The 20,928-nt window shown below is 66.7% G+C and carries 15 protein-coding genes; 6 read left to right on the top strand and 9 right to left on the bottom strand.

Annotated elements, in window-relative coordinates; translation table 11 throughout:
* Nucleotides 1-37: 37 nt before the first annotated feature.
* A complete protein-coding gene (locus tag AAFN89_RS11500; RefSeq protein WP_347539192.1) occupies nucleotides 38-2,848 on the bottom strand; it encodes an Rne/Rng family ribonuclease in 2,811 nt (936 codons plus the stop codon).
* Between the two features lie 522 nt (nucleotides 2,849-3,370).
* On the opposite strand from AAFN89_RS11500, the gene AAFN89_RS11495 reads away from it, so the two are divergent.
* The 3 genes from AAFN89_RS11495 (at nucleotide 3,371) to prfB (ending at nucleotide 8,624) form a co-directional block, all read left to right on the top strand.
* A complete protein-coding gene (locus tag AAFN89_RS11495) occupies nucleotides 3,371-4,801 on the top strand; it encodes an N-acetylmuramoyl-L-alanine amidase (RefSeq protein ID WP_347539191.1) in 1,431 nt (476 codons plus the stop codon).
* A gap of 159 nt (nucleotides 4,802-4,960) precedes the next feature.
* Nucleotides 4,961-7,420 carry a penicillin-binding protein 1A gene (locus tag AAFN89_RS11490; protein ID WP_347539190.1) on the top strand — a complete coding sequence of 820 codons (2,460 nt, stop codon included), beginning with the start codon at nucleotides 4,961-4,963 and terminating at the stop codon, nucleotides 7,418-7,420.
* Between the two features lie 78 nt (nucleotides 7,421-7,498).
* A protein-coding gene (gene prfB, locus AAFN89_RS11485) for a peptide chain release factor 2 (protein WP_347539189.1) occupies nucleotides 7,499-8,624 on the top strand; the annotation gives its coding sequence in 2 pieces (ribosomal slippage) (nucleotides 7,499-7,567 and nucleotides 7,569-8,624; 1,125 coding nt in all).
* Between the two features lie 473 nt (nucleotides 8,625-9,097).
* Here prfB and AAFN89_RS11480 read toward each other — a convergent pair.
* The gene (locus AAFN89_RS11480; RefSeq protein ID WP_347539188.1) at nucleotides 9,098-10,444 is read right to left on the bottom strand and encodes an aspartate aminotransferase family protein; all 1,347 of its coding nucleotides are present in this window, start codon (nucleotides 10,442-10,444) and stop codon (nucleotides 9,098-9,100) included.
* A gap of 95 nt (nucleotides 10,445-10,539) precedes the next feature.
* On the opposite strand from AAFN89_RS11480, the gene AAFN89_RS11475 reads away from it, so the two are divergent.
* A complete protein-coding gene (locus AAFN89_RS11475; protein ID WP_347539186.1) occupies nucleotides 10,540-11,397 on the top strand; it encodes a LysR family transcriptional regulator in 858 nt (285 codons plus the stop codon).
* Nucleotides 11,398-11,409: 12 nt separating this feature from the next.
* Here AAFN89_RS11475 and AAFN89_RS11470 read toward each other — a convergent pair whose 3' ends face one another.
* The 5 genes from AAFN89_RS11470 to aceA form a co-directional block, all read right to left on the bottom strand.
* On the bottom strand, nucleotides 11,410-13,695 hold the full coding sequence (locus tag AAFN89_RS11470; RefSeq protein WP_347539184.1) for a PAS domain-containing protein: 2,286 nt from the start codon (nucleotides 13,693-13,695) through the stop codon (nucleotides 11,410-11,412).
* Between the two features lie 85 nt (nucleotides 13,696-13,780).
* On the bottom strand, nucleotides 13,781-14,602 hold the full coding sequence (locus AAFN89_RS11465; RefSeq protein WP_347539182.1) for a ferritin-like domain-containing protein: 822 nt from the start codon (nucleotides 14,600-14,602) through the stop codon (nucleotides 13,781-13,783).
* Nucleotides 14,599-15,054: a GNAT family N-acetyltransferase gene (locus tag AAFN89_RS11460; RefSeq protein ID WP_347539180.1), complete on the bottom strand. Its 456-nt coding sequence runs from the start codon at nucleotides 15,052-15,054 to the stop codon at nucleotides 14,599-14,601. Before AAFN89_RS11460 ends, AAFN89_RS11465 begins: the two co-directional genes overlap by 4 nt.
* Before the next feature lie 156 nt (nucleotides 15,055-15,210).
* A complete protein-coding gene (locus AAFN89_RS11455) occupies nucleotides 15,211-15,405 on the bottom strand; it encodes a DUF4170 domain-containing protein (protein WP_347539178.1) in 195 nt (64 codons plus the stop codon).
* Nucleotides 15,406-15,440: 35 nt separating this feature from the next.
* Nucleotides 15,441-16,730, bottom strand: a complete 1,290-nt coding sequence (aceA, locus tag AAFN89_RS11450) for an isocitrate lyase (protein ID WP_347539177.1) — start codon at nucleotides 16,728-16,730, stop codon at nucleotides 15,441-15,443.
* 167 nt (nucleotides 16,731-16,897) lie between these two features.
* Here aceA and AAFN89_RS11445 point away from each other — a divergent pair, with 167 nt between their 5' ends.
* A complete protein-coding gene (locus tag AAFN89_RS11445; RefSeq protein WP_347539175.1) occupies nucleotides 16,898-18,331 on the top strand; it encodes a short-chain fatty acyl-CoA regulator family protein in 1,434 nt (477 codons plus the stop codon).
* A 110-nt stretch (nucleotides 18,332-18,441) separates the two neighbouring features.
* On the opposite strand, the gene AAFN89_RS11440 is transcribed toward AAFN89_RS11445, so the two are convergent.
* Nucleotides 18,442-19,380 carry a LysR family transcriptional regulator gene (locus tag AAFN89_RS11440; RefSeq protein WP_347539172.1) on the bottom strand — a complete coding sequence of 313 codons (939 nt, stop codon included), beginning with the start codon at nucleotides 19,378-19,380 and terminating at the stop codon, nucleotides 18,442-18,444.
* Nucleotides 19,381-19,503: 123 nt separating this feature from the next.
* On the opposite strand from AAFN89_RS11440, the gene AAFN89_RS11435 reads away from it, so the two are divergent.
* Entirely contained in the window at nucleotides 19,504-20,307 is an 804-nt protein-coding gene (locus AAFN89_RS11435) for a class III extradiol ring-cleavage dioxygenase (protein ID WP_347539170.1), read from the top strand.
* A gap of 115 nt (nucleotides 20,308-20,422) precedes the next feature.
* On the opposite strand, the gene bcp is transcribed toward AAFN89_RS11435, so the two are convergent.
* Nucleotides 20,423-20,881 (bottom strand): thioredoxin-dependent thiol peroxidase, encoded by a 459-nt coding sequence (gene bcp, locus AAFN89_RS11430; RefSeq protein ID WP_347539168.1) that lies wholly within the window; start codon nucleotides 20,879-20,881, stop codon nucleotides 20,423-20,425.
* Nucleotides 20,882-20,928 lie beyond the last annotated feature (47 nt).

Genomic DNA, 20,928 nt, shown 5'->3' with positions numbered 1-20,928 from the left:
ACGCCGGGGCATGCAACCCCGGCGTCGGGTCTTGAGCTCAGCCTTCCGTCAGGCGGCGCCACCAGCCGCGCTTGGGCTTCTCCGGCGGCTGGTTGACCGTTTCGGAGGCGCGGGCGGTCCGGTTTTCCTCTTCGGCGGGGGCGGACGCCGGGGGCGCTTCCTCCGGCTCGACATGGGCGCCGTTCCGCTTCACCGGCGGCGCGGCCTCGACCGGGGCGGGAAGCTCCGGCGCCGCAACCTCGATCGCCTCGGGCGCCGGCGCCTCCGCCGTCTCCACGATTTCGGCCTTCTTCCGGCTTCTCGTCGTGCGGGGTGAGGCGGCGCGCTTCCGCTTGGGCTTTTCAGCCGGCTCGGCAGCTTCCGTTACGGTTTCCGCTTCGGCTTCCGCCGGCGCGGCCTCGGCGGCGACCGCTTCGGTCTCCTCCGTCTTGCGCTTGCGCGGCGCGCGGCGGCGCTTCGGCTTCTCCGCCTCGGCAGGCTCGTCAGCGACCTGCTCCGGCGCGGCGATCGCCTCTTCCGCCAGAACCTCGGGCGTCTCGACCGGCGTCGCCTCGGAAGCGACCTCCTCCGGCCGCGCGTCCTCGGCCGTCACCTCGCCCTCTTCGCCGGAGGCCTCGGCCGACTGCTCGGCGTTCTCCTCATGCTGGCGGGCCGACCTGCGGCGTCCGCCGCGCTTGCCGCGCCGGCGCTTGCGGCGCGATCCTTCGTCGCCGCCCGCGGCCTCGGCGGAGGAGGACCGATCGGTATCCTCCTCTTCCTCATCCTCGTCGGCGGAAACGTCCGCCAGCCGCTCGACCGGCGCGTCCCCGTGGCCTTCACCGGCGCGCGGCTCGGCGTGCCTCTGTTGATCGTCCCGGTCGCCCCGCCGCCGGCGTCCGCGCCGGGAACGGCGGCGCTGTCCGCGCTCCTCGCCTTCCTCCGTGGTGGCGCGTGCCTCGGCGGCGCGGGCCTCGGCGGCCTCGGCCTCCTCGTCGGCGCGTTCCTCTTCCTCCTCGTCGATCTCGGAGAAGACGCGCGCGCTGTCGACGACCGGAACCGCCGCGCGCTCCTCCTCGTCGCCGCGCGCCCGGATCTGCTCAAGCCGCGATTGCGGGGAGATCAGCGCGTCGTCGCGGCCGATGCGGACGAAGAAGCCGTAGCGTTCCTCGATCTCCCGCAGCGCGTCGCGCTTCTCGTTCAGGAGATAAAGCGCGATGTCGGTCGGGACATGGACGCGGATTTCGGCCGACCGCTTGCGGATGCCTTCCTCCTCGATCGCCCGCAGCACCGAAAGCGCCGCCGAGCCGATCGACCGGATGAGGCCGGTGCCGGTGCAGTGCGGGCAGGTCTCGAAATGGGTCTCGACCAGGCTGGGGCGCAGCCGCTGGCGCGACAGCTCCAGCAGGCCGAACGGGCTGATGCGGCCAAGCTGGATGCGCGCCCTGTCCTGGCGCATCGCCTCCTTCAGCTTGCGTTCGACCGACTGGTTGTGCCGGTCCTCCTCCATGTCGATGAAGTCGATGACGATCAGGCCGGCCAGGTCACGCAGCCGAAGCTGCCGGGCGACTTCCTCCGCCGCCTCCAGGTTCGTCTTGTAGGCCGTCTCCTCGATGTTCCGCTCCCGGGTGGAGCGGCCGGAATTGACGTCGATCGCGACCAGCGCCTCGGTGGAGTTCAGCACGATGTAGCCGCCGGACTTCAACTGCACGACCGGGCTGTGCATCGCGTCGATCTGGGTCTCCACCTGATAGCGGTGGAAGAGGGGGATCGCCGGGTCCTTGTAGAGCTGGACCTTCTTCGCGTGGCTCGGCATGAGCATCCGCATGAAGTCCTTGGCCGAGCGGTAGCCATCCTCGCCGGCGACCAGGATCTCCTCGATATCCTTGTTGTAGAGGTCGCGCTCGGCCCGCTTGATCAGGTTCGCTTCCTCATGGATCAGCGTCGGCGCCGTGGATTGCAGCGTCAGCTCGCGGATCGAATCCCAGAGGCGCAGCAGATAGTCCAGGTCGCGCTTGATCTCAGCCTTCGTGCGCTCCATGCCGGCGGTGCGCAGGATGACGGCCATCCCTTCCGGGATGAACAGATCGTCCAGGATCGCCTTCATCTTCTTGCGATCCTTGGGGTTGGCGATCTTGCGGCTGATCCCGCCGCCGCGCGGCGTGTTGGGCATCAGCACGCAATAGCGGCCGGCAAGCGACAGGTAGGTCGTCAGCGCCGCCCCCTTGTTGCCGCGCTCCTCCTTGGTCACCTGCACCAGCATGATCTGCCGGCGCTTGATCACCTCCTGGATCTTGTAGGACCGGCGGGGCCGGGAGCGGGAGGAGGAGGGGCGTCCTTCCTCCATGTCGTCGCCGCCGACCGTCTCGACCCGGCCTTCCGCCGCGTCGGCATGGATGCCTTCGGCCTCCGCGCTCTCTTCGGCGTCGCGGCCGTCCGGGGCGTCGCGGCCGTCCGGCTCCCGTTCGGAACCGATCGGCGCGTCGTCGTCATCGTCGCGGGGATCGCGGAACGGATCGTCGGAATCGCCGTCGGGCGCCCGCTCGCTCCGCTCCTCCCGGCCGCCGGAATCGGCGGCCTTGTGGGCGGCCGTCTCCTCGGCGATCAGCGCCTCCCGGTCGGCGACCGGTATGCGGTAATAGTCCGGATGGATTTCGGAGAAGGCGAGGAACCCGTGCCGGTTGCCGCCATACTCCACAAAGGCCGCCTGGAGCGAGGGTTCGACCCGCGTGACCTTCGCCAGGTATATGTTGCCCTTGAGCTGCTTCTTGCTCGCCGTTTCGAAATCGAACTCTTCGAGCCTGTTGCCGCTGACCACGACCACCCGCGTTTCTTCCGCGTGGGTCGCGTCGACCAGCATTCTCTTGACCATTGAACGGTGTCCCCATGACGCCGCCGCTTCCACCGCGCGACTTACGAGTCGGCGGCGCGTCATTTGTTGCGGGAGACCAGCGGAAGGGACCCACCAAATCCACGGACGGCGCTTTGCAGCAAGCCTGAACGGAGCGGGCCGGTCTTCCGGGCCCAGTCCTCCACATCGGGAAGGGCTGAGCCGGCCTCAGTTAAACCTCACATCCCCGCGCCGCCCACGCGATTTCCCGCCACCTTGTGGTGCCGCAACCATCGCGTTTCCGGCCGGCCGAAGAAGGCTTTTCCGCCGCGATGCGACGGTCAAGCGAACGGGCAGGCCGAAATTGCGGCGCATGGATTGTCGCGCGCTCACCATAGACCGCGCCGATGCGCACTACAATTGGAGAATTGCCCGGTGCGGCCACCCACCCCGCCAAAATGCCCGATTAAGGCGGAAATGTCAGGTTCCGCCTCATGTTTCCAGTTGAGAGCATTGATTCTTATGGGTTATAAGAAAGCTGGAAAAGCGTGATCGAGCAGTTTGATGCGCAGGATTGTCCCCGCCATCCTCTTCGGGATGGCTTTCTTCGCGGCGTTCTTCGCCGCCGTTCCCGGTCCGGGGACGGCCGGAACGGCGCTTGCCCAGTCGTCGGCTTCCATGGCGGCCGCTTCCTCCGTGATCGACATGCGGATGGGCGATCATGGCGACAAGACGCGGTTCGTCCTGGAGATGACGGCCCCGCTCGGCTTCCGGATATTCTCCGCCGAATCGCCACGCCGCATGGTCGTCGATTTTCCGCCGCTCGACTGGCGGGCGGCGAACCCTTCGGGTCCCGGGGTCGGGCTGGTCTCCCGGCACCGCTTCGAAGGCGGCGCGGCCGGCCCCGGCCGCATCGTGCTGGAGCTGAGCGGCCCGGCGCGGGTCCGGGACGCCTTTTTCCTGCCGCCGAACGGCGACACGCCCTACCGCTTCGTGCTGGATCTGGAGCCGGTGGCGGCCGAGGCGTTCGCGGGGCAGGTCTATACGCCGGCCGGCGCGGCCGACGGTCCCGCGATCGTCGCCTCTCCCGCGCTTCCCGGCCCGGCCCCGTTTCCCCCCGCGCCCGTGCCTTCCATCGGCGAAGTGCAGGTCGTCTCCACCTCGGCCGTGCTCGCGGCGCCGCCTCCGCCAGTGGAGGTCTTGACGCCCCTGCCTCCCGTCGCTCCGGCGGTCGTTCCGGCCAGCGCGGCGGTCAATGTTCCCGTCTTCCCGCTGCCCGGCCGGCGGCCCGAAAGGGCGCCCATACGGGTGATCGCGATCGACGCCGGCCATGGCGGCCTCGATCCGGGCGCGATCGGCGTCAGCGGGATCTTCGAGAAGACGATCACCATGTCCGTCGCCCGGATGCTGCAGGATGAACTGGAGCGGACGGGCCGCTACCGCGTCGTCATGACCCGCGACAGCGACGTCTATCTGAAGCTCCGGCATCGCGTGTCGATCGCGCGGGAACAGGGGGCCGACCTCTTCATCTCCCTCCATGCCGACAGCATCGGCGATCCCTCGGTCCGCGGCGCGTCGGTCTATACCCTGTCCGACGTGGCCAGCGACGAGGAGGCGGAGATGCTGGCCGCGCGGGAAAACAGGGCCGATGCGCTGGCCGGCGTGCAGCTCGATCCGGAGGACGATGTGATGGCGTCGATCCTGATCGACCTCGCCCAGCGCGTGACCCAGAACGAAAGCCACGTCTTCGCGGAGATCCTGGTGGCGGAACTGGCGGATCGCACGCTGTTGCTGAACAACAGCCATCGGCGCGCCGGTTTCGCCGTGCTGACCGCGCCCGACGTGCCGTCCGTGCTGATCGAGATGGGGTATCTCTCCAACCCCTCCGACGAAGGTCAACTGCGGTCGGAGGACCACCGTCGGGACCTTGCGCGCGGGATCGCGGCGGCGATCGATCAGTATTTCGAGGTGCCGATCGCCACCGCCCGATCCTGAACGTCCCCAGACGGGCGAGAATAGGCCATCGGAAGGCCATGATTCCGGGTAATATCGTCTCCGCTTGGCGGAATTGGGCTTCGGCCGGAACGGTTGTTCCGCTGCCGGGCTTTCTCCGCCATATGTAAATATAGATGTCGGATTATCGCGGTTCCTGATATGCGCTTCGTCGGCTGGTTTCTGTCGTCTCTGGTTCTTCTGCTGATCGTCGGCGCGGTCGGCGGGTTCGCCGCGTTGAAATATTTCAGCCGCGACCTGCCCGATTATACGCAGCTCGCGGATTACGAACCGCCGATCACCACCCGCTTCCATGCCGCCGATGGTCGGCTCCTGGCGGAATACGCGATCGAGGACCGCATCTTCGTGCCGATCGAGGCGATCCCCGAAGTGGTCGTCCAGGCGTTCGTCTCCGCCGAGGACCAGCATTTCTACGAACATAGCGGCGTCGATTTCCGCGGCATCGCGCGGGCCGTGCTGGTCAATGTCCGCAATGTGATCGAAGGGCGGCGCATGATCGGCGCCTCGACCATCACCCAGCAGGTGGCGAAGAACTTCCTGCTGTCGAACGAATATTCGTTCGAGCGCAAGATCCGCGAGGCGCTGGTCGCCTTCCGGATAGAGCAGGCCTTCTCCAAGGATGAGATCCTGGAGCTCTACCTGAACCAGATCTATCTGGGCCGGGGGGCCTATGGCGTGGCCGCGGCCGCGATGAACTATTTCAACAAGCCGCTCGCCAATCTGACGCTGGAGGAAGCGGCCTATCTCGCCGCGCTGCCCAAGGCGCCGAACAACTACCACCCGGTCCGCCAGTACGACGCCGCGATCGCCCGGCGCAACTACGTCATCGGCCGCATGCTTGAGGATGGCGCGATCACCCAGGCCGAGGCGGAGGAGGCGATCGCCCAGCCCCTCGTCACCGACAGCGGCGAGGCGACGGCCACCGTGTCGGGCGATTATTTCGCCGAGACGGTGCGGCGGGAGATCCAGGACGTCTACGGCAACGATGCGCTCTATGAGGGCGGCCTGTCGGTCCGCACCTCCATGGTGCCGCGGCTCCAGGCGATCGCTGATCGCTCGCTGCGGGAAGGGCTGATCGCCTATGACCGCGACCATGGCTGGCGGGGACCCGTCGCGACCATGGAGAATTTCGACGACTGGCCGCGCCAACTGGCGGAGATCGAGGAACCGCCGGGCATCGGGACCTGGGAAATGGCGGTGGTGCTGGAGGTCACGCCCGAACAGGCGATGATCGGCCTCAAGGATCGCAGCCGGGGCGTCATTCCCTTCTCCGAGATGGAATGGGCGCGGCCCTGGCGGGAGAACCAGCGCGTCGGCCCCGCGCCGGATAGCGTGGAGGACGTCCTGGCGCTCGGCGACGTGGTGCTGGTGGAGCCGCTGTCCAGCGCGACGACGGAGATCACGGTGGTCAACGCCGAGGGCGAGACCCCGCCGCGCCAGTATTCCCTGCGCCAGATCCCCAATGTCGAAGGCGCGCTCGTCGCCATGGACCCGCACACCGGCCGCGTGCTGGCGATGACCGGCGGCTTCAGCTACGAGGAAAGCGAGTTCAACCGCGCGACCCAGGCGATCCGCCAGCCGGGTTCCTCCTTCAAGCCCTTCGTCTACATGACGGCGCTGGAGGAAGGCTACACGCCCTCGACCATCGTCCTCGACAGTCCGCTGGCCATCTATCAGGGGCCGGGGCTGGAGCTGTGGCGACCGACGAATTATGAGGAAGGCAGCTTCCTCGGCCCCGTGCCGCTGCGCCAGGGCATCGAGAAGTCGCGCAATCTGATGACCGTCCGCCTGCTGCAGGAAATCGGGCTGGAGCCTGTGCGCGACCTCGCCCAGCGGTTCAACGTCTATGACGACATGCCGCTGTTCTATTCGATGGCGCTGGGAGCGGGGGAGACGACGCCGCTGCGCATGACCGCCGCCTACGGCATGATCGTCAATGGCGGCAAGAAGATCGTCCCGACCTTCATCGACCGTATCCAGGACCGCACCGGCGCGACCATCTACCGGCATGACGACCGGGCGTGCGAGGCCTGCAACGGCGTGGAATGGTCCAACCAGGAAGTCCCGGTCCTGCCGGACGACCGGCCGGCCGTGGTCGATCCGGTCGTGGCCTACCAGATGGTTTCGATGCTGGAAGGCGTGGTCCAGCGCGGCACCGGCGCGCGCCTGCGCGCTCTGGGCATCCCGCTGGCCGGCAAGACGGGCACGACGAATGAGAGCTTCGACACCTGGTTTGTCGGCTTCACGCCCGACCTCGTGGTCGGCGTCTATGTCGGTTTCGACCAGCCGCGGACGCTGGGCCCCCGCGCCACCGGCTCCCGCGTGGCGCTGCCGATCTTCGGGGCGTTCATGGACGATGCGACCGACGGGCATGAGGTGCCGCCCTTCCGCATTCCGCCCGGGGTCAGCCTGGTCCGGGTCAATCCCGCGACCGGCGGGCTGGCGGTGCCGGGGCAGCCGGCGATCTGGGAAGCCTTCCGTCCGGGGACGGAGCCGACGACGACCACCGTCTCCTATCCGGGCGGCGTCGACCCGTTCGGCGTGCCGGCGGCCGGCGGCGGGTCGGGCGCGGCCTCCACGGGCACCGGCGGCCTTTACTAACGGCCGTCGACAGCCTATGTCCGGAGGCTCCGGCGCCCGCGAGGGCCACCGCCGACACATCGATCTTGAGGAACCGCCATGCGCGCCGAAATTCAAGCGGTCGCCGACGACGTAAGGCAGTCGTTGGCGCTGCTGAGGAGGTCTCTTTGACTGGGATCAGGCCAATCTGAGACTGGCGGAGCTGAACAGCCTCGCCGAGGATCCGTCGCTCTGGGACGATCCCGAACGCGCGCAGAATCTGATGCGCGAACGCACCCATCTCGACCAGGCGATCGGCGAATACAAGGCGATCGCGCAGGAGCTGGATGACGGGCTGGAACTCATCGCCATGGGCGAGGAGGAAGGCGACGCCTCCATCGTGGAGGAGGCGGAGAAGGGCCTGGCCGAGCTTGCCGGGCGCGCCCGGAAGAAGCAGATCGAAAGCCTGCTGTCCGGCGAAGCCGACGGCAACGACTGCTATCTGGAGGTCAATGCCGGCGCCGGCGGGACGGAGGCCCAGGATTGGGCGGAGATCCTGCTGCGCATGTATGTCCGGTGGGCCGAACAGCACGGCTACAAGGTCGAATGGATGGAGGAGAGCGCGGGCGAGGAAGCCGGCATCAAATCCACGACGGTCATGGTCAAGGGCCAGAACGCCTATGGCTGGCTCAAGACCGAATCGGGCGTCCACCGGCTGGTCCGGATCAGCCCGTTCGACAGCCAGGCCCGCCGCCACACCAGCTTCGCCTCGGTCTCGGTGTCGCCCGTGGTCGACGATTCGATCGATGTCGTGATCGAGGACAAGGACCTCCGGATCGACACCTACCGTTCGTCCGGCGCCGGCGGCCAGCACGTCAACAAGACCGACAGCGCGGTCCGCATCACCCACGGGCCGACCGGCATCGTCGTCGCCTGCCAGAACGAACGGTCCCAGCACAAGAACCGCGCCCGCGCGTTCGAGATGCTGCGCGCCCGGCTCTACGAGCATGAGCTGAAGATCCGTGAGGCCGAGGCCCAGGCGCTGGAGGACCAGAAGTCCGACATCGGCTGGGGCCACCAGATCCGGTCCTACGTCCTCCAGCCCTACCAGATGGTCAAGGACCTCCGGACAGGGGTGGAGAAGGGCAACGCCCAGGGCGTTCTGGACGGCGACATCGACGATTATCTGGAAGCCTCGCTCGCCGCGAAACTGAAGGTCGCCGGGGAGGCGGAGGCGACGGCCTGACGTCACTCCTGGATGCAGATGGGCGCCTGGATCATCCTCATCGGCCGCAGCGATGTGGATGCATCAGTCCAGATATTCTCCCGTGCCGGCCCCATCGCGATGCCGCACTCTGGCTGCGGCCTGCACCTCTGGCGGGAGAAGACGGGCATTGATCCCGCGCCTGACACGTTTCCCGTCCCGGGGCACCCAATGCGTCACGCATCCACAATCGCGGCAGCGATGGAAATCGACGTGACGGCCATTCCAGGCATAGCTGTCGGTCGACGGTGGATTCGGCGAAAATGCGACATCTTCAGCGTTGTAGTAGGCCCACCGCACGCCGTAGCTCCGGCAAAGCGAGCAGTTGCATTCGGTTATTTCCGTCGGCGGGGCCGCAAGCGACAATTTCACGCCGCCGCAGTGACAGGTCGCGACGACATGGCTGGGCGAGTGCTCTTCAGTCATACCCAAGCGTAGATTGGTCGGGACCGATGTCAAATAGCCAGTGACGCCCCGGCCCCGACGGCGATCGTGGTCGGGGATGTCTCGCATCCGATGGCGTCGGACAGGATGCGCAGGCCAAGCTCGATCTCGTCTTCGGAAATCGTCAGCGGCGGGGCGATACGAAACACGCCGCCCATGCCGGGAAGCTTGACGATGTTCATGTTCAGTCCCCGCCGGAAGGCTTCCCTCGCGATGCGGGCGCCGAGTTCCGGGGCAGGTTCCTTGTCGGCCTTGTCCCTGACGATCTCCAGCCCGAGGAAAAGGCCACGGCCGCGCACGTCGCCGACGCATTCGAAGCGCTGCTTCAGGTCCGACAATCCCGCGAACAATGTTTCGCCCAGACGTCGGGCGCGCTCGATCAGCCGTTCGTCCCGCACCACGTCCAGCACGGTCAGGCCCACCGCCGCCGGCAGGGGATCGGAGACATGGGTGGTGTAAAAGAGGAACCCGCGCTCATGCGCCGCCTGTTCGATCTCCGGCGTCGTCAGCATGGCCGAAAGAGGAAGGCCGGCGCCGATGGTCTTTGACAGGGTGAGGATGTCCGGGGTCACGCCATCCCTTTCGAAGGCGAACATCCGCCCGGTGCGTCCGATGCCGGTCTGCGCCTCGTCGAAGATAAGTAGCATGTCCCGTTCGCGGCACTTCTGCTTCAACGCCGCGAGATAGCCGGGGGGCAGGTCCAGCATGCCGCCACTCGAAAGGATCGGTTCGGCGATGAACGCAGCCAGGCTTCCGGTCGACTGCGCGTCGACAAGAGCGAACGAATCGTCAAGCTCCGTGCGCCAGTCGAGCGATCCGTCATCGTTCCTGAAACGCGGGCGATAGGCATTGGGCGCGGGGATCGTGATCGAGCCGGGCATCGCTGGCCCGTACCCCTTGCGCCCGGCGCTGTAGGTGGCGGAGGCCGCGGCCCCGGTCATGCCGTGCCAGCTCTTGGAGAAGGCGACGATTTCATGCTTGCCGGTGACCAGCTTGGCCATCCGGATGGCGGCCTCGTTCGATTCCGCGCCTGTCGACAGCAGCAGAACCTTGTCGAGGCCCGGCGCCAGTTCGGCCAGCCGCGCCGCCAGATCGACCACGGGGCGCGACAGCATCCCGCTGAACAAATGGGCGACCGCTCCGACCTGACGTTGAACTGTCGAAACGATCCTTGGGTGCGAATGCCCCAGCAAGGCACTCATCTGCCCCGACGTGAAATCCAGGATCGGGTTGTCGTCGGCGTCGTAGACGAACGACCCCTCGGCGCGCTCAATGATGGCGGGATCGAAAGCCCCGCCATAGCGCACCAGATGCTTCTCCGCCGAATTCCAGAATTCACGATCCAGGTTCTTTGACATGACAAGCTCCGATCAAGGCCTGGACAAACACTAAACTCCCTGACCAATGGCAATAAAATTGATAATAATGCGGGCGCGCTATCAATGGAGTTGATATGCAGGCCCCTTTGGATTCCCGTCTTCTGCTGACCTTCGTGCGGGCCGCGCGTTCGGGATCGCTGAGCGCCACCGCTCTGCAGATCGGACGCACCCAATCGGCGGTCACGATGCAGATGCAACGGCTGGAAGAGATTCTCGGCCAGGCGCTTCTGCATCGAAGCGGCAGCGGCGTTCGCCTGACGAGAGCCGGCGAGCGCTTCCTGGCTTATGCGGAACGTATCCTGAAGATGCATGATGAGGCGCTAGAGGCGTTTTCCGGCGATCGCGTGCGCGGGTCCATCGTCTTCGGCAGTCCGGAGGATTATCTCGCCGCGTTCTTTCCCGCTCTTCTGGAAAGTTTCGGGGCGCGGCATCCCGATATCGAGATCAAGGTCGTGTCGGCGCCGACGGTTGAACTGCGCGTTCTCCTGCATTCGCGTCAGATCGATCTGGCGATGGTTTCCGTGCCGAACCCTCAGGGAACGGACGACATCATAAGGACGGAGCCGCTGGTCTGGGTGGGAAGCAAGCCCACACTGGAACTCCATGAGTTCGGCGACAGCGTGCGGCTGGCGCTTTCGGCGTCGAACGCCGTCGACCATCGGGCTGCCTGCGACGCTCTGGCCCGCGCCGGACTGCGCTACGACATATCCTATGCAAGCAACAGCATCGCCGGGCTGATCGCGGTGACCCGGTCCGGCCTGGCGATCAGCGTCATGACCCGGAAGCCGGTTCCACCCGACCTCCATATCCTGGGCGACCCGCTTCCGCCCTTGCCGCGGCTGGGCGTAAGGCTGGCTTTTGCGGAGGCGGAGCAATCCCCCGCGATCGCCGCGTTCGCGGATCACATCCGCAGAACCCTGCCCACGCTTTGATATGCGGGTGATTCAGTCCCGAAGCGCCCGGACCACCCGTTCCGGCGGGAAGTTGAGGGCGGCGATCGTGCCGCCGCCGCGCCGGTTGGAGACTTCCAGGCTGCCGCCGTGAAGCTCGATCAGCGCCTTGGTGATCGACAGGCCGATGCCCGTGCCCTCGTGCCGGCGGGTCATGACGTTGTCCAGTTGCACGAAAGGCAGCCCGATCTCTTCCAGCCGGTGGGGCGGGATGCCGATGCCGGTGTCGTTCACCGCCACGGTCAGCGCGTCGTTGCCGTTCAGGCGGGATGTCAGGGTGACGCGTCCGCCGGGCGGCGTGAACTTGATGGCGTTAGACAGCAGGTTCAGCAGCATCTGCTTGAACGCCCTGGGGTCCGCCCTCAGCCGGGGCGCGTCGGTCCCGATCTCCGGCGACAGCGCCACCTCTCCGCGCCGCGCGCGGACCCGGACCAGTGCCAGCGCCTCCGCCGTCGCGGTGGCCAGGTCGAACTCCTCCTCCAGCAGGTCGAACTGGCCGGCCTCGATCTTCGACAGGTCCAGGATCTCGTTGATGAGGTTCAGCAGATGCCGTCCGCTGCCCAGTATGTCGCCGATATAGGCGCGGTAGGTATCGGACCCCAGCGGCCCGAACGCCTCGTCGGCCATCAGTTCGGAAAAGCCGATGATGGCGTTCAGCGGCGTGCGCAGCTCATGGCTCATATTGGCCAGGAACTGCGACTTCGACTGGTTCGCCGTCTCCGCCCGCTCCTTCGCGCTGATCAGCTCCGCCTGGGTTCGTGAAATCGCCGTCATGTCGAAGGCGAAGATGTAGAACCCGTCATAGCCATCGTGCCGGGATCGCGGGATCAGGCTCAGCCGGAGGTTCCTGTCGTCGCCGCGCGGATGGCGGTAGGTCTGCTGAAAGGTCGTCTCCCGGCCGGAACGTACCCGCTGCAGCGGCGCACGCAGGATCGCCTCGCCGCCCGGCGGAAGGATTTCCGCGATCGGGCGGCCGGTCAGTTCCTGTCCGGTCAGGCCCAGCCAGTCGCGGAACTGCTGGTTGGCGAACAGGATCTTCTCCTCCCTGTCCAGCAGGCCGATCAGCGCCGGCATGTTGTCGGCGACCAGCCGCAGCCTTTCCTCTCGCTCCGACAGATCCCGCTCAAGCTGTTTCAGGTGCGTGATGTCAGAAAGGACGGTGACGGCGAAGGGGCGGCTCCCGCCATCGATGAACCGGTTGGACGACAGGGAATAGATGATCGGCTCCCCCTTCGGATTGATACCCTCCAGCTCCATGTCGCGGACCGTGATGCCCGCCATCACCTGCCGATGCCATTCGATCACGCTGTGGCGGGCTTCGTCCGGAATCAGGTCCAGCACACTGCGGCCGATCAGATTCTCAGGCGTCTCGTGGATGAAGCGGGCGTACGCCTGATTGGTGGTCACCAGCCGCAGGTCTTTGTCGACAACGGAGATGCCGACATCGGCGACCTGGTAGATCGATTCCAGCAGGTCCTCGACATCCTTCAGCTTCCGGCGGAACCGGACATCCTCGGTCACGTCGCGGGATCGGCCCTGGATATGGGTGATCTGGCCGTCCCGGTCGCGGATCGGCACCAGTATCGTGTGCCAGACGCGCCTGTGCCCCTCGAAGGTGAATTCGTCGACGGAATCCAGCGGCTTCCCCGTCGCCAGCACCACGCGATACTGCGCCATCGCTCGTTCCGCGACGTCCGGCGGCAGCACGTCCTCGGGGCTCTTGCCCGCGATCACGTCATTCGGCAGACCGGTGGCCTGTTCCGACGCGGGGTTGTGCGCCTCGAGGATGATCGAATCGTTCTCGCCGACCCGGGCGATGAAGATGTTCTCCGGCGCGTGCATGAAATAGCTCTCGAAGCGCGCCCGCTCGGCCTCCGCCCCCCGCTGCCGGTCGCGCAAGGTCGTGACGTCGGCGAAGGACAGCAGCCGAAGCCTGCCGCCGCCCTCCCTCTCATCGACCGCCCGCCCGGTGACCAGCAGGTCGACATACGCGCCGTCCGGCCTGCGGACGCGCCATTCCTCGGCGGTCGTCTCGCCGGTTATCATCGCCTCCTGATGGATGGAATCCGCGTGCGCTCGCCGCCGGCGGTCAAGGAGGGAGGTGGCAGGCTGGCCGACCATTTCGTCCACTGGCCGACCGACCATCGCCAGCAGGGCGGCGTTCGCCGTGAGGACGGTTCCCGATTCATCGCACCTCGCGATCCCCACCGGCAGCGCGTCGTCCAGCAGGGAAAGGGCGGCCGGGGTCTCGGCCTTCGACGCCTTCGGGACGCTGGTCATCTGGTGGAACCGGTTCTCTCAAATTGTCCGCGCTTAGGATCGTGCCCCGCCGGCCATTTCACAACCCCTGCCGCTATTCCTCGCGCTATCCCACCGCGATCGGTTCGTAGAAAGCGGAATGGAAGCCGGCCTTGTCCCGCGACAGGCGGTTGAATGGCCGCTTCAACTCGCCCCGGAAGTAGGTCTTGACCAGTCCCTGCCATGTCGGGATCGGCTCGTCGCCGCGCTGGACGCAGACATGCTCGAACCAGTTCTTGCCGATGGCGACATGGCCGATCTCATCGTCATGGATGGTCTGAAGCGCGGCGGCCGATTCCGGATCGCCGGCCTTGGTCAGGCTTTCGATCATCGCCGGGGTCACGTCCAGCCCCCGCGCCTCCAGAACCATCGGCACAACCGCCAGCCGGGCCGCCAGGTCGTGGGCGGTGTCGGTGGAGCATTGCCACAGCCCGTCATGGGCGGGCAGGTCGCCATAGGCGGCGCCGAGGGCTACCAACCGCTCCGACAGCATGGCGAAATGCTTGGCCTCCTCCGACGCCACCTTCAGCCAGTCGGTGAAGAACGCCTCCGGCAGCGGCGTCCCGGCGCGTTCGGGGGCGGAGAACCGGGCGATCACGTCCCAGGAAAGATCGATCGCGTTCAGCTCGATATGGGCCAGCGCGTGCAACAGCGCGATCCGCCCGGCCAGGCTGCCGGCCTTCCGCCGCCTCGGCATCTCCGCCGGCCGCAGCAGTTCGGGCCGGGGCGGGCGTCCGGGCCGATCGGGCGGGTCGGCGCGGCCGACTCCTGCAAGGTCGCCGTTGGTCCAGGCGTCGATGGCGTCGCGCGTCAGCCGCACCTTGCCCATCGGGTCGGGCTCCGCCAGGACACCCACGGCGCGTCCGGCCAGCGTGTCGGGGGCGGTCATGACGCCAGCGTCAGGTCGTAGGTCACCCAGCCCGTCCGGGTCGCCACCCGGTCATAGGCCGATCGCGCGCGGTAATTGTCGTCGGCGGTAATCCAGCGGATCACCGACCAGCCGCGTCGGCGGCCGGCCTCGGCCACCCCGTCGATCAGCGCCTGGGCCGCGCCCGATCCCCTGGCGTCGGGATCGACGAACAGATCGTCCAGGAAGCCGCCGGTGGCCGCCGCCAGAGGCCGGGCGAAGGGCCGGTAATGGGCAAGGCCGATGACCTTCCCCGACTCGTCCAGCGCGACCAGCGCCTCCACCTCATGGTCGGGATCGCTCAGCCACGACCACACCCGGTCGCGCATCTCCTCCGTCTGCTCGACCTCATAGAAGGCGGCATAGCCGGCATAGAGCCCGTCCCAGGCTTCGCGATGTTCGGGCGTCGGCGCGACGGTTCGGATGGTGGTCATTCGGGGCGGCCTTCGGTCAATGGGAATGTCCGTCCGAATGCTACGAGACGCGCCGCGCGCCGAACAGCGTCAAGGCGCAAAAAAGCGCCGCCGACCCTTCGGCCGGCGGCGTTCGCAGTCCGCTCCCTCCGGGAGGTAGCGCGCGCGTGGAAAGATCTACCGGGTGGTTTCCTGCGCGATCGTATAGCGGGCGCAGGCGTTGGACCGCGTCTCCCCGGCCATCCGCCGCCATTGCGACAGCGCCGTCTCATAGGTCGGGAAGGGGCCGTCCAGGCATTGGGTGCCGGTGACGATCTCGCTGAAGCTGGTGTCGTGGTACTCGCCGCCGACGATCCAGAATTTGGTGGTCATGGCCTGAATCTCCTTCTGAGGGACTTCGCGGGGGATCAATGGAACTGGTCGGTCTCGGTCGATTCGGCCATCGCCGTCGTCGCCGATTTGCCGGCGCTGATCGCCAGGCTGACCGCGTCGAAATAGCCGGTGCCGACCTCCCGCTGGTGCTTGGTCGCGGTGTAGCCGTCCTTCTCCGCCGCGAACTCCGCCTCCTGAAGCTCCGAATAGGCCGCCATCTGCCGTTCCTTGTATCCCTTGGAAAGCTGGAAGGTGGCGTGGTTCAGGCTATGGAAGCCGGCCAGCGTGATGAACTGGAACTTGTAGCCCATCGCCCCCAGTTCCCGCTGGAACCGCGCGATGGTGGCATCGTCCAGATTGGCCTTCCAGTTGAAGCTGGGGGAGCAGTTGTAGGCCAGCATCTTGCCGGGGAACTTCCGTTGAATCGCCTCAGCGAAGATTTTGGCCTGCTCCAGGTTGGGCTTTGACGTCTCCATCCACAGAAGGTCGGCATATTCCGCGAAGGCCAGCCCGCGTTCGATGCAATATTCCATGCGCCGGCCGGGCAGGATCGGGTGGAAGCCCTCCTCCGTCCGCGTCGAGCGGTCGATGAAGGGATGGTCGCGCTCGTCGATGTCGCTGGTGATCAGCTTGGCGCTTTCCGCGTCCGTGCGGGCGATCAGCAGGGTCGGCACATCCATCACGTCGGCCGCCAGCCGCGCGGCGTTCAGCGTCCGCTCGAACGTCTTGACCGGCACCAGCACCTTGCCGCCCAGATGGCCGCATTTCTTCTCCGACGCCAACTGGTCCTCGAAATGGACGCCGGCCGCGCCCGCCTCGATCATCGCCTTCATCAGTTCGAACGCGTTGAGCGGCCCGCCGAACCCCGCCTCCGCGTCGGCGACGATGGGCGCGAACCAGTTGCGCTTCGCCCCGCCCTCGGCATGCTCGATCTGGTCGGCGCGCTCCAGCGTCCGGTTGATCCTGCGCACCACTTCCGGCACCGAATTGGCGGGGTAGAGGCTCTGGTCGGGATACATGGCGCCCGCCGTGTTGGCGTCCGCCGCCACCTGCCAGCCGGACAGGTAGATCGATTCCAGCCCGCCGCGCACCATCTGCATCGCCTGGTTGCCGTTGGTCGCGCCCAGCGAATTCACGAAATCGCGCCGGTGCAGAAGCTCCCACAGCCGCCGCGCGCCCAGCGTCGCCAGCGTGTGCTGGATCTTGACCGATCCGCGCAGCTTCTCGACATCCGCCGGCCCGTAATCCCGCCTGACGCCGTCGAAGCGCCGCCGGTGCAGCTCTTCGGGATGAATCTGTGTTTCTGCCTGGTCCAGGGGCGCCATGAACTTTCCTCTCTAAACGTATCTTGTAATGTTGCGATGCCGCATAAATGAGAGGATGGGCAATAGAGTTGCTTGTATCAATAGATTATCGACGGTAAATTAGTCATTCTGTAAACCAGGTGTGCGTAGTGAGTCGTTTTTGTAATGTTTGTAAAGCAGGTGAGGTGATGGCGAAGAAGGCGATGCTCGGCCACAAGGTCCGCCGCCTGCGGCGGGACCGTGAACTGACCCAGGCGCAGCTTGCCGAACGCCTCGGCATCTCCCCCAGCTATCTCAACCTGATTGAGAACAACCAGCGCGCGGTGACCGTCGACCTGCTGCTGCGCATCGGCCAGACCTTCGATATCGACCTCGCCAGCTTCGCGGAGGATGATGCCGCCCGCCTCGCCAGCGGCCTTCAGGAGGTGTTCGGCGATCCCCTCTTCGAAGGCGCGGACGTGAAGCGGCCGGACCTGGCGGAGCTGGCGGCCGGCCAGCCCGGCGCGGCCCAGGCGGTCCTGACGCTCTACCAGGCCTATCGCGCGCTCAGCGAGGATCGCCGTCTTCTGGCGGAGCAGGGGCCGGGGGCCGAACTCGCGCCGCCGACCGGCGCGCCCGGCGCCGCGCTGGATGAGATCCGCGACTATTTCCACGCCCAGGCGAACAGCTTTCCCGCGCTGGAGGCGGCGGCGGAGGAAGTGTGGGCTACCGGCGGGCTGGAGCTGGGCGCGCTCGACCGCGGCCTGGCCGACTATCTCGATCGCGAACTGACGATCCGGGTCAAAATCATGCCGGTGGAGGTGATGGGACCGACCCAACGGCGCTACGACCGGCACGGCCGGCGCGTGCTGCTGTCGGAGATGCTGTCGGCGCCCAGCCGTAATTTCCAGCTCGCTGCGCAGATCGCCCTCATCCGATATCGCGACCTCCTGGACCGGACGGTGGCAGAGGCCCGTTTTTCCGGTGAGGAGGCAGCTCGCGTCGGTCGCATCGCCTTCGCCCACTACCTGGCCGGCGCGGTGCTGATGCCCTATGACCGCTTCTACCGCGCGGCGACGGCGGTCCGCTACGATATCGACATACTCTCCCGCCGGTTCGAAAGCTCGTTCGAACAGGTGTGCCACCGGCTGACGACGCTCCAGCGGCCGGGCGCGAAGGGCGTGCCCTTCTTCCTGATCCGGGTCGACAAGGCGGGCAACATCTCCAAGCGCTTTTCCGCCAACAAGCTGCATTTCGCCCGCTTCGGCGGCGCGTGCCCGCGCTGGAACGTCCATGACGCCTTCCGCGCGCCGGGCCGCATCCTCTCACAGGTATCGGAGATGCCGGACGGCAGCCGCTATTTCTCCATCGCCCGCACGGTGACCAAGACCGGCACCGGCTTCCGCATGCCCGGCCAGACCTACGCGATCGCGCTGGGCTGTGAGATCGCCTATGCCGCCCAACTCGTCTACGCGGACGGGGTGGATGTCGCCAATGACGGCATCGCCGTGCCGATCGGCCTGCATTGCCGGCTCTGCGAAAGGCTGGACTGCACCCAGCGCGCCTTCCCCCCGGTCCACCACCGCCTCACCGTCGACGAATCCCTCCGCGGCGCGACGCCGTACCTGTTTGAACCGACATAAAACGCCCCTCACCCAACCCTCTCCCGGCGGGGCGAGGGCTACCAACTTCACCCTCGCCCCTCCGGGGAGAGGGAGGGACCCGCGAAGCGGGAGGGTGAGGGGGCTGCGGTCTATCCGGCCAGCACCACCGCATCCATCTCCACCAGATAGTCGTCCCAATAGGGCCGGGGACCGAACCGCTCGGCCAGGAAGTCCACGAAGCTGCGGACCTTGGCCGAGACGTGGCGGTTGTGCGGATAGACGGCATGAATGCCGAACTCGGGCGGGCGATAGTCGCACAGGATCGGCTTCAGCAGGCCGGACCGGAAATCCGCGCCGACGATGAAGGACGGGCAGATGATCAGCCCCAGCCCCGCGATCGCGGCCGCTCGCAGCGTATCGCCATTGTTGGCGCGGAAGGGGCCGTCGATCCTGACCTGGATCTCGCCCTCCGACCCGCGCAGCCGCCACAGGTTCCGTTCCGCCGAATATGTGTAGTCCAGACAGTCATGTCCGGCCAAATCGGACGGCCGTTTCGGCTCCCCGCGCCGCGCCAGATAGGCGGGCGACGCGCACAGCACCAGCCGGCAGGGCGCCAGCTTGCGGGCGATCAGGCTGGAATCCTGCAGCTTCCCGACGCGCACCGCCAGATCGTACCCTTCCTCGATCAGATCGACGATTCGGTCGTTCTGGGTCAGCTCGACCGTCACGTCCGGGTAGGCGGCGATGAAATCGGGGATGGCGGGCGCGATATGCAGTGTCCCGAAGGACATCGGCGCGTTGACCCTCAAGAGCCCGCGCGGCTGCAGGTTCATCCGCGACGCCGCCTGCTCGGCCTCATCGATCTCCGCGATGATCTGCGTGGTCCGGCCATAATAGCTGGCCCCCGCTTCGGTCAGGCTCAGCTTCCGGGTCGTCCGGTTCAGCAGCCGGACGCCAAGCCGGTTCTCCAGCTCCATCACATGCTTGCTGACCATCGCCCGGCTGATGCCCAACTGCTCCGCGGCGCGCGTGAAGCTGCCGGTCTCGACCACCCGCGCGAAAGCCTCCATTCCGGTCAGCCGGTCCATCCGGTCACGCGCTCCATTGTCTGATTGTCAATCGTCAGGAACCAGTATGGTCCGGCCGGCCGGTGTTATCAATTCGCCCGCCGGAGCCCATTTTCCGTTGACGGCAATAGTGGAGATTTTCCCATGGCGTCACGCCTTCCCAGCCTCTTCGTCTCGCATGGCGCGCCGACCTTGGCGATCGACGATTCGCCCGCCCGCCATTATCTGGAGCGGCTGGGCCCTGCGCTCGGCAAGCCGTCGGCAATCATCGTGGTTTCCGCCCATTGGGAGACGGCGGTCCCCACCGTCGGCCCGGCCGCGGAATTCACCACGATTCACGATTTCTCGGGCTTTCCGCGCGCTCTCTATGAGGTCGACTACCCCGCGAAAGGCGACCCAGCGCTGGCCGGCCGGGTGGCGGAACTGCTCCGCCGGGCCGGCATCTCGGTGGAGGAGGATGCTCGACGCGGCCTCGACCACGGCGCCTGGGTGCCGCTGACGCTGATGTATCCCGACGCCGACGTTCCCGTGGTTCCGCTTTCGATCCAGCCGGGGCGGGATCCGGCGCATCATGAGGCGATCGGCCGGGCGCTGGCCCCTCTCAGGGAGGAAGGCGTGCTCATCCTAGCCTCGGGCTCCGCCACCCATAATCTGATGGAGTTCAGGGGGCAGTCGGCGACGGCGGAGCCGCCGGAATGGGTCGTCTCCTTCGCGGACTGGCTTCACCATGCGGTGGAGGAGGGGCGATCGGAGGACCTACTGGACTACCGCGCCCGCGCGCCCCACGCCGTCCGCAACCACCCGACCGACGAACATCTCCTGCCCCTGTTCGCCGCGCTGGGCGCCGCCGAAGGCCAGCCCGGCCACCGCCTCCACGGCAGCCACCGCTACGGCATCCTGGCGATGGATGTCTACGGCTTCGACGGGGATTGCAGCCATCTGACATAGACGCCGCGTCGACCAAACTAAAAGTCATTCCCGACTTGATCGGGAATCCATAGGCCGTCGACGCTTATGGTGACTTCGCCAGGCACGGGGCGAAATTCGAACCTCCGCAACGCTATCACCGCGCCGCCTTCAGCACCTCCTCGACATGGCCCGGCACCTTCACCTTCCGCCAGGCGGCCTGGACGGTTCCGTTCTCGTCGATCAGGAAGGTGGAACGGTCGATGCCCATATATTTCCGGCCATACATGGATTTCTCGACCCATGAGCCGAAAGCTTCCACCACCGCGCCCGGCTCGTCGGACGCCAGCGTGAATTTCAGCCCGTACTTGTCGGCGAACTTGTCCAGCTTCTTCACAGGGTCCTTGGAGATGCCGATGATCTCCGCGCCCGAGCCCGTGAAGTCCGGCAGGGCATCGTTGAAGCCGCAGCTTTCCTTGGTGCAGCCCGGCGTGTCGGCCTTCGGATAGAAATAGACGATCACCTTCCGGCCGCGCAGTTTCGACAGCGTCACCTCGCCGCCGCCGGCCGTGGGAAGGGTGAAATCCGGGGCCTTGCGGCCGACCTCGACGGTCATCGTTCCTCGTCCTCGTGATTGTCCGATGAACGCAGGGTAGAGATTGC

The organism is Inquilinus sp. CAU 1745, from assembly GCF_039839375.1.
Classification (GTDB): domain Bacteria; phylum Pseudomonadota; class Alphaproteobacteria; order DSM-16000; family Inquilinaceae; genus JBDOQU01.
Note: the sequence above shows the minus strand (reverse complement) of the source record. Positions and strands in the feature narration are given on the sequence as shown.

What these genes read in the sequence shown, in the direction of transcription:
- AAFN89_RS11500 (WP_347539192.1), bottom strand. Translation starts at nt 2,848, where the DNA reads ATGGTCAAGAGAATGCTGGTCGACGCGACCCACGCGGAAGAAACGCGG.
- AAFN89_RS11495 (WP_347539191.1), top strand. Translation starts at nt 3,371, where the DNA reads ATGCGCAGGATTGTCCCCGCCATCCTCTTCGGGATGGCTTTCTTCGCG.
- AAFN89_RS11490 (WP_347539190.1), top strand. Translation starts at nt 4,961, where the DNA reads ATGCGCTTCGTCGGCTGGTTTCTGTCGTCTCTGGTTCTTCTGCTGATC.
- AAFN89_RS11480 (WP_347539188.1), bottom strand. Translation starts at nt 10,444, where the DNA reads ATGTCAAAGAACCTGGATCGTGAATTCTGGAATTCGGCGGAGAAGCAT.
- AAFN89_RS11475 (WP_347539186.1), top strand. Translation starts at nt 10,540, where the DNA reads ATGCAGGCCCCTTTGGATTCCCGTCTTCTGCTGACCTTCGTGCGGGCC.
- AAFN89_RS11470 (WP_347539184.1), bottom strand. Translation starts at nt 13,695, where the DNA reads ATGACCAGCGTCCCGAAGGCGTCGAAGGCCGAGACCCCGGCCGCCCTT.
- AAFN89_RS11465 (WP_347539182.1), bottom strand. Translation starts at nt 14,602, where the DNA reads ATGACCGCCCCCGACACGCTGGCCGGACGCGCCGTGGGTGTCCTGGCG.
- AAFN89_RS11460 (WP_347539180.1), bottom strand. Translation starts at nt 15,054, where the DNA reads ATGACCACCATCCGAACCGTCGCGCCGACGCCCGAACATCGCGAAGCC.
- AAFN89_RS11455 (WP_347539178.1), bottom strand. Translation starts at nt 15,405, where the DNA reads ATGACCACCAAATTCTGGATCGTCGGCGGCGAGTACCACGACACCAGC.
- aceA (WP_347539177.1), bottom strand. Translation starts at nt 16,730, where the DNA reads ATGGCGCCCCTGGACCAGGCAGAAACACAGATTCATCCCGAAGAGCTG.
- AAFN89_RS11445 (WP_347539175.1), top strand. Translation starts at nt 16,898, where the DNA reads ATGGCGAAGAAGGCGATGCTCGGCCACAAGGTCCGCCGCCTGCGGCGG.
- AAFN89_RS11440 (WP_347539172.1), bottom strand. Translation starts at nt 19,380, where the DNA reads ATGGACCGGCTGACCGGAATGGAGGCTTTCGCGCGGGTGGTCGAGACC.
- AAFN89_RS11435 (WP_347539170.1), top strand. Translation starts at nt 19,504, where the DNA reads ATGGCGTCACGCCTTCCCAGCCTCTTCGTCTCGCATGGCGCGCCGACC.
- bcp (WP_347539168.1), bottom strand. Translation starts at nt 20,881, where the DNA reads ATGACCGTCGAGGTCGGCCGCAAGGCCCCGGATTTCACCCTTCCCACG.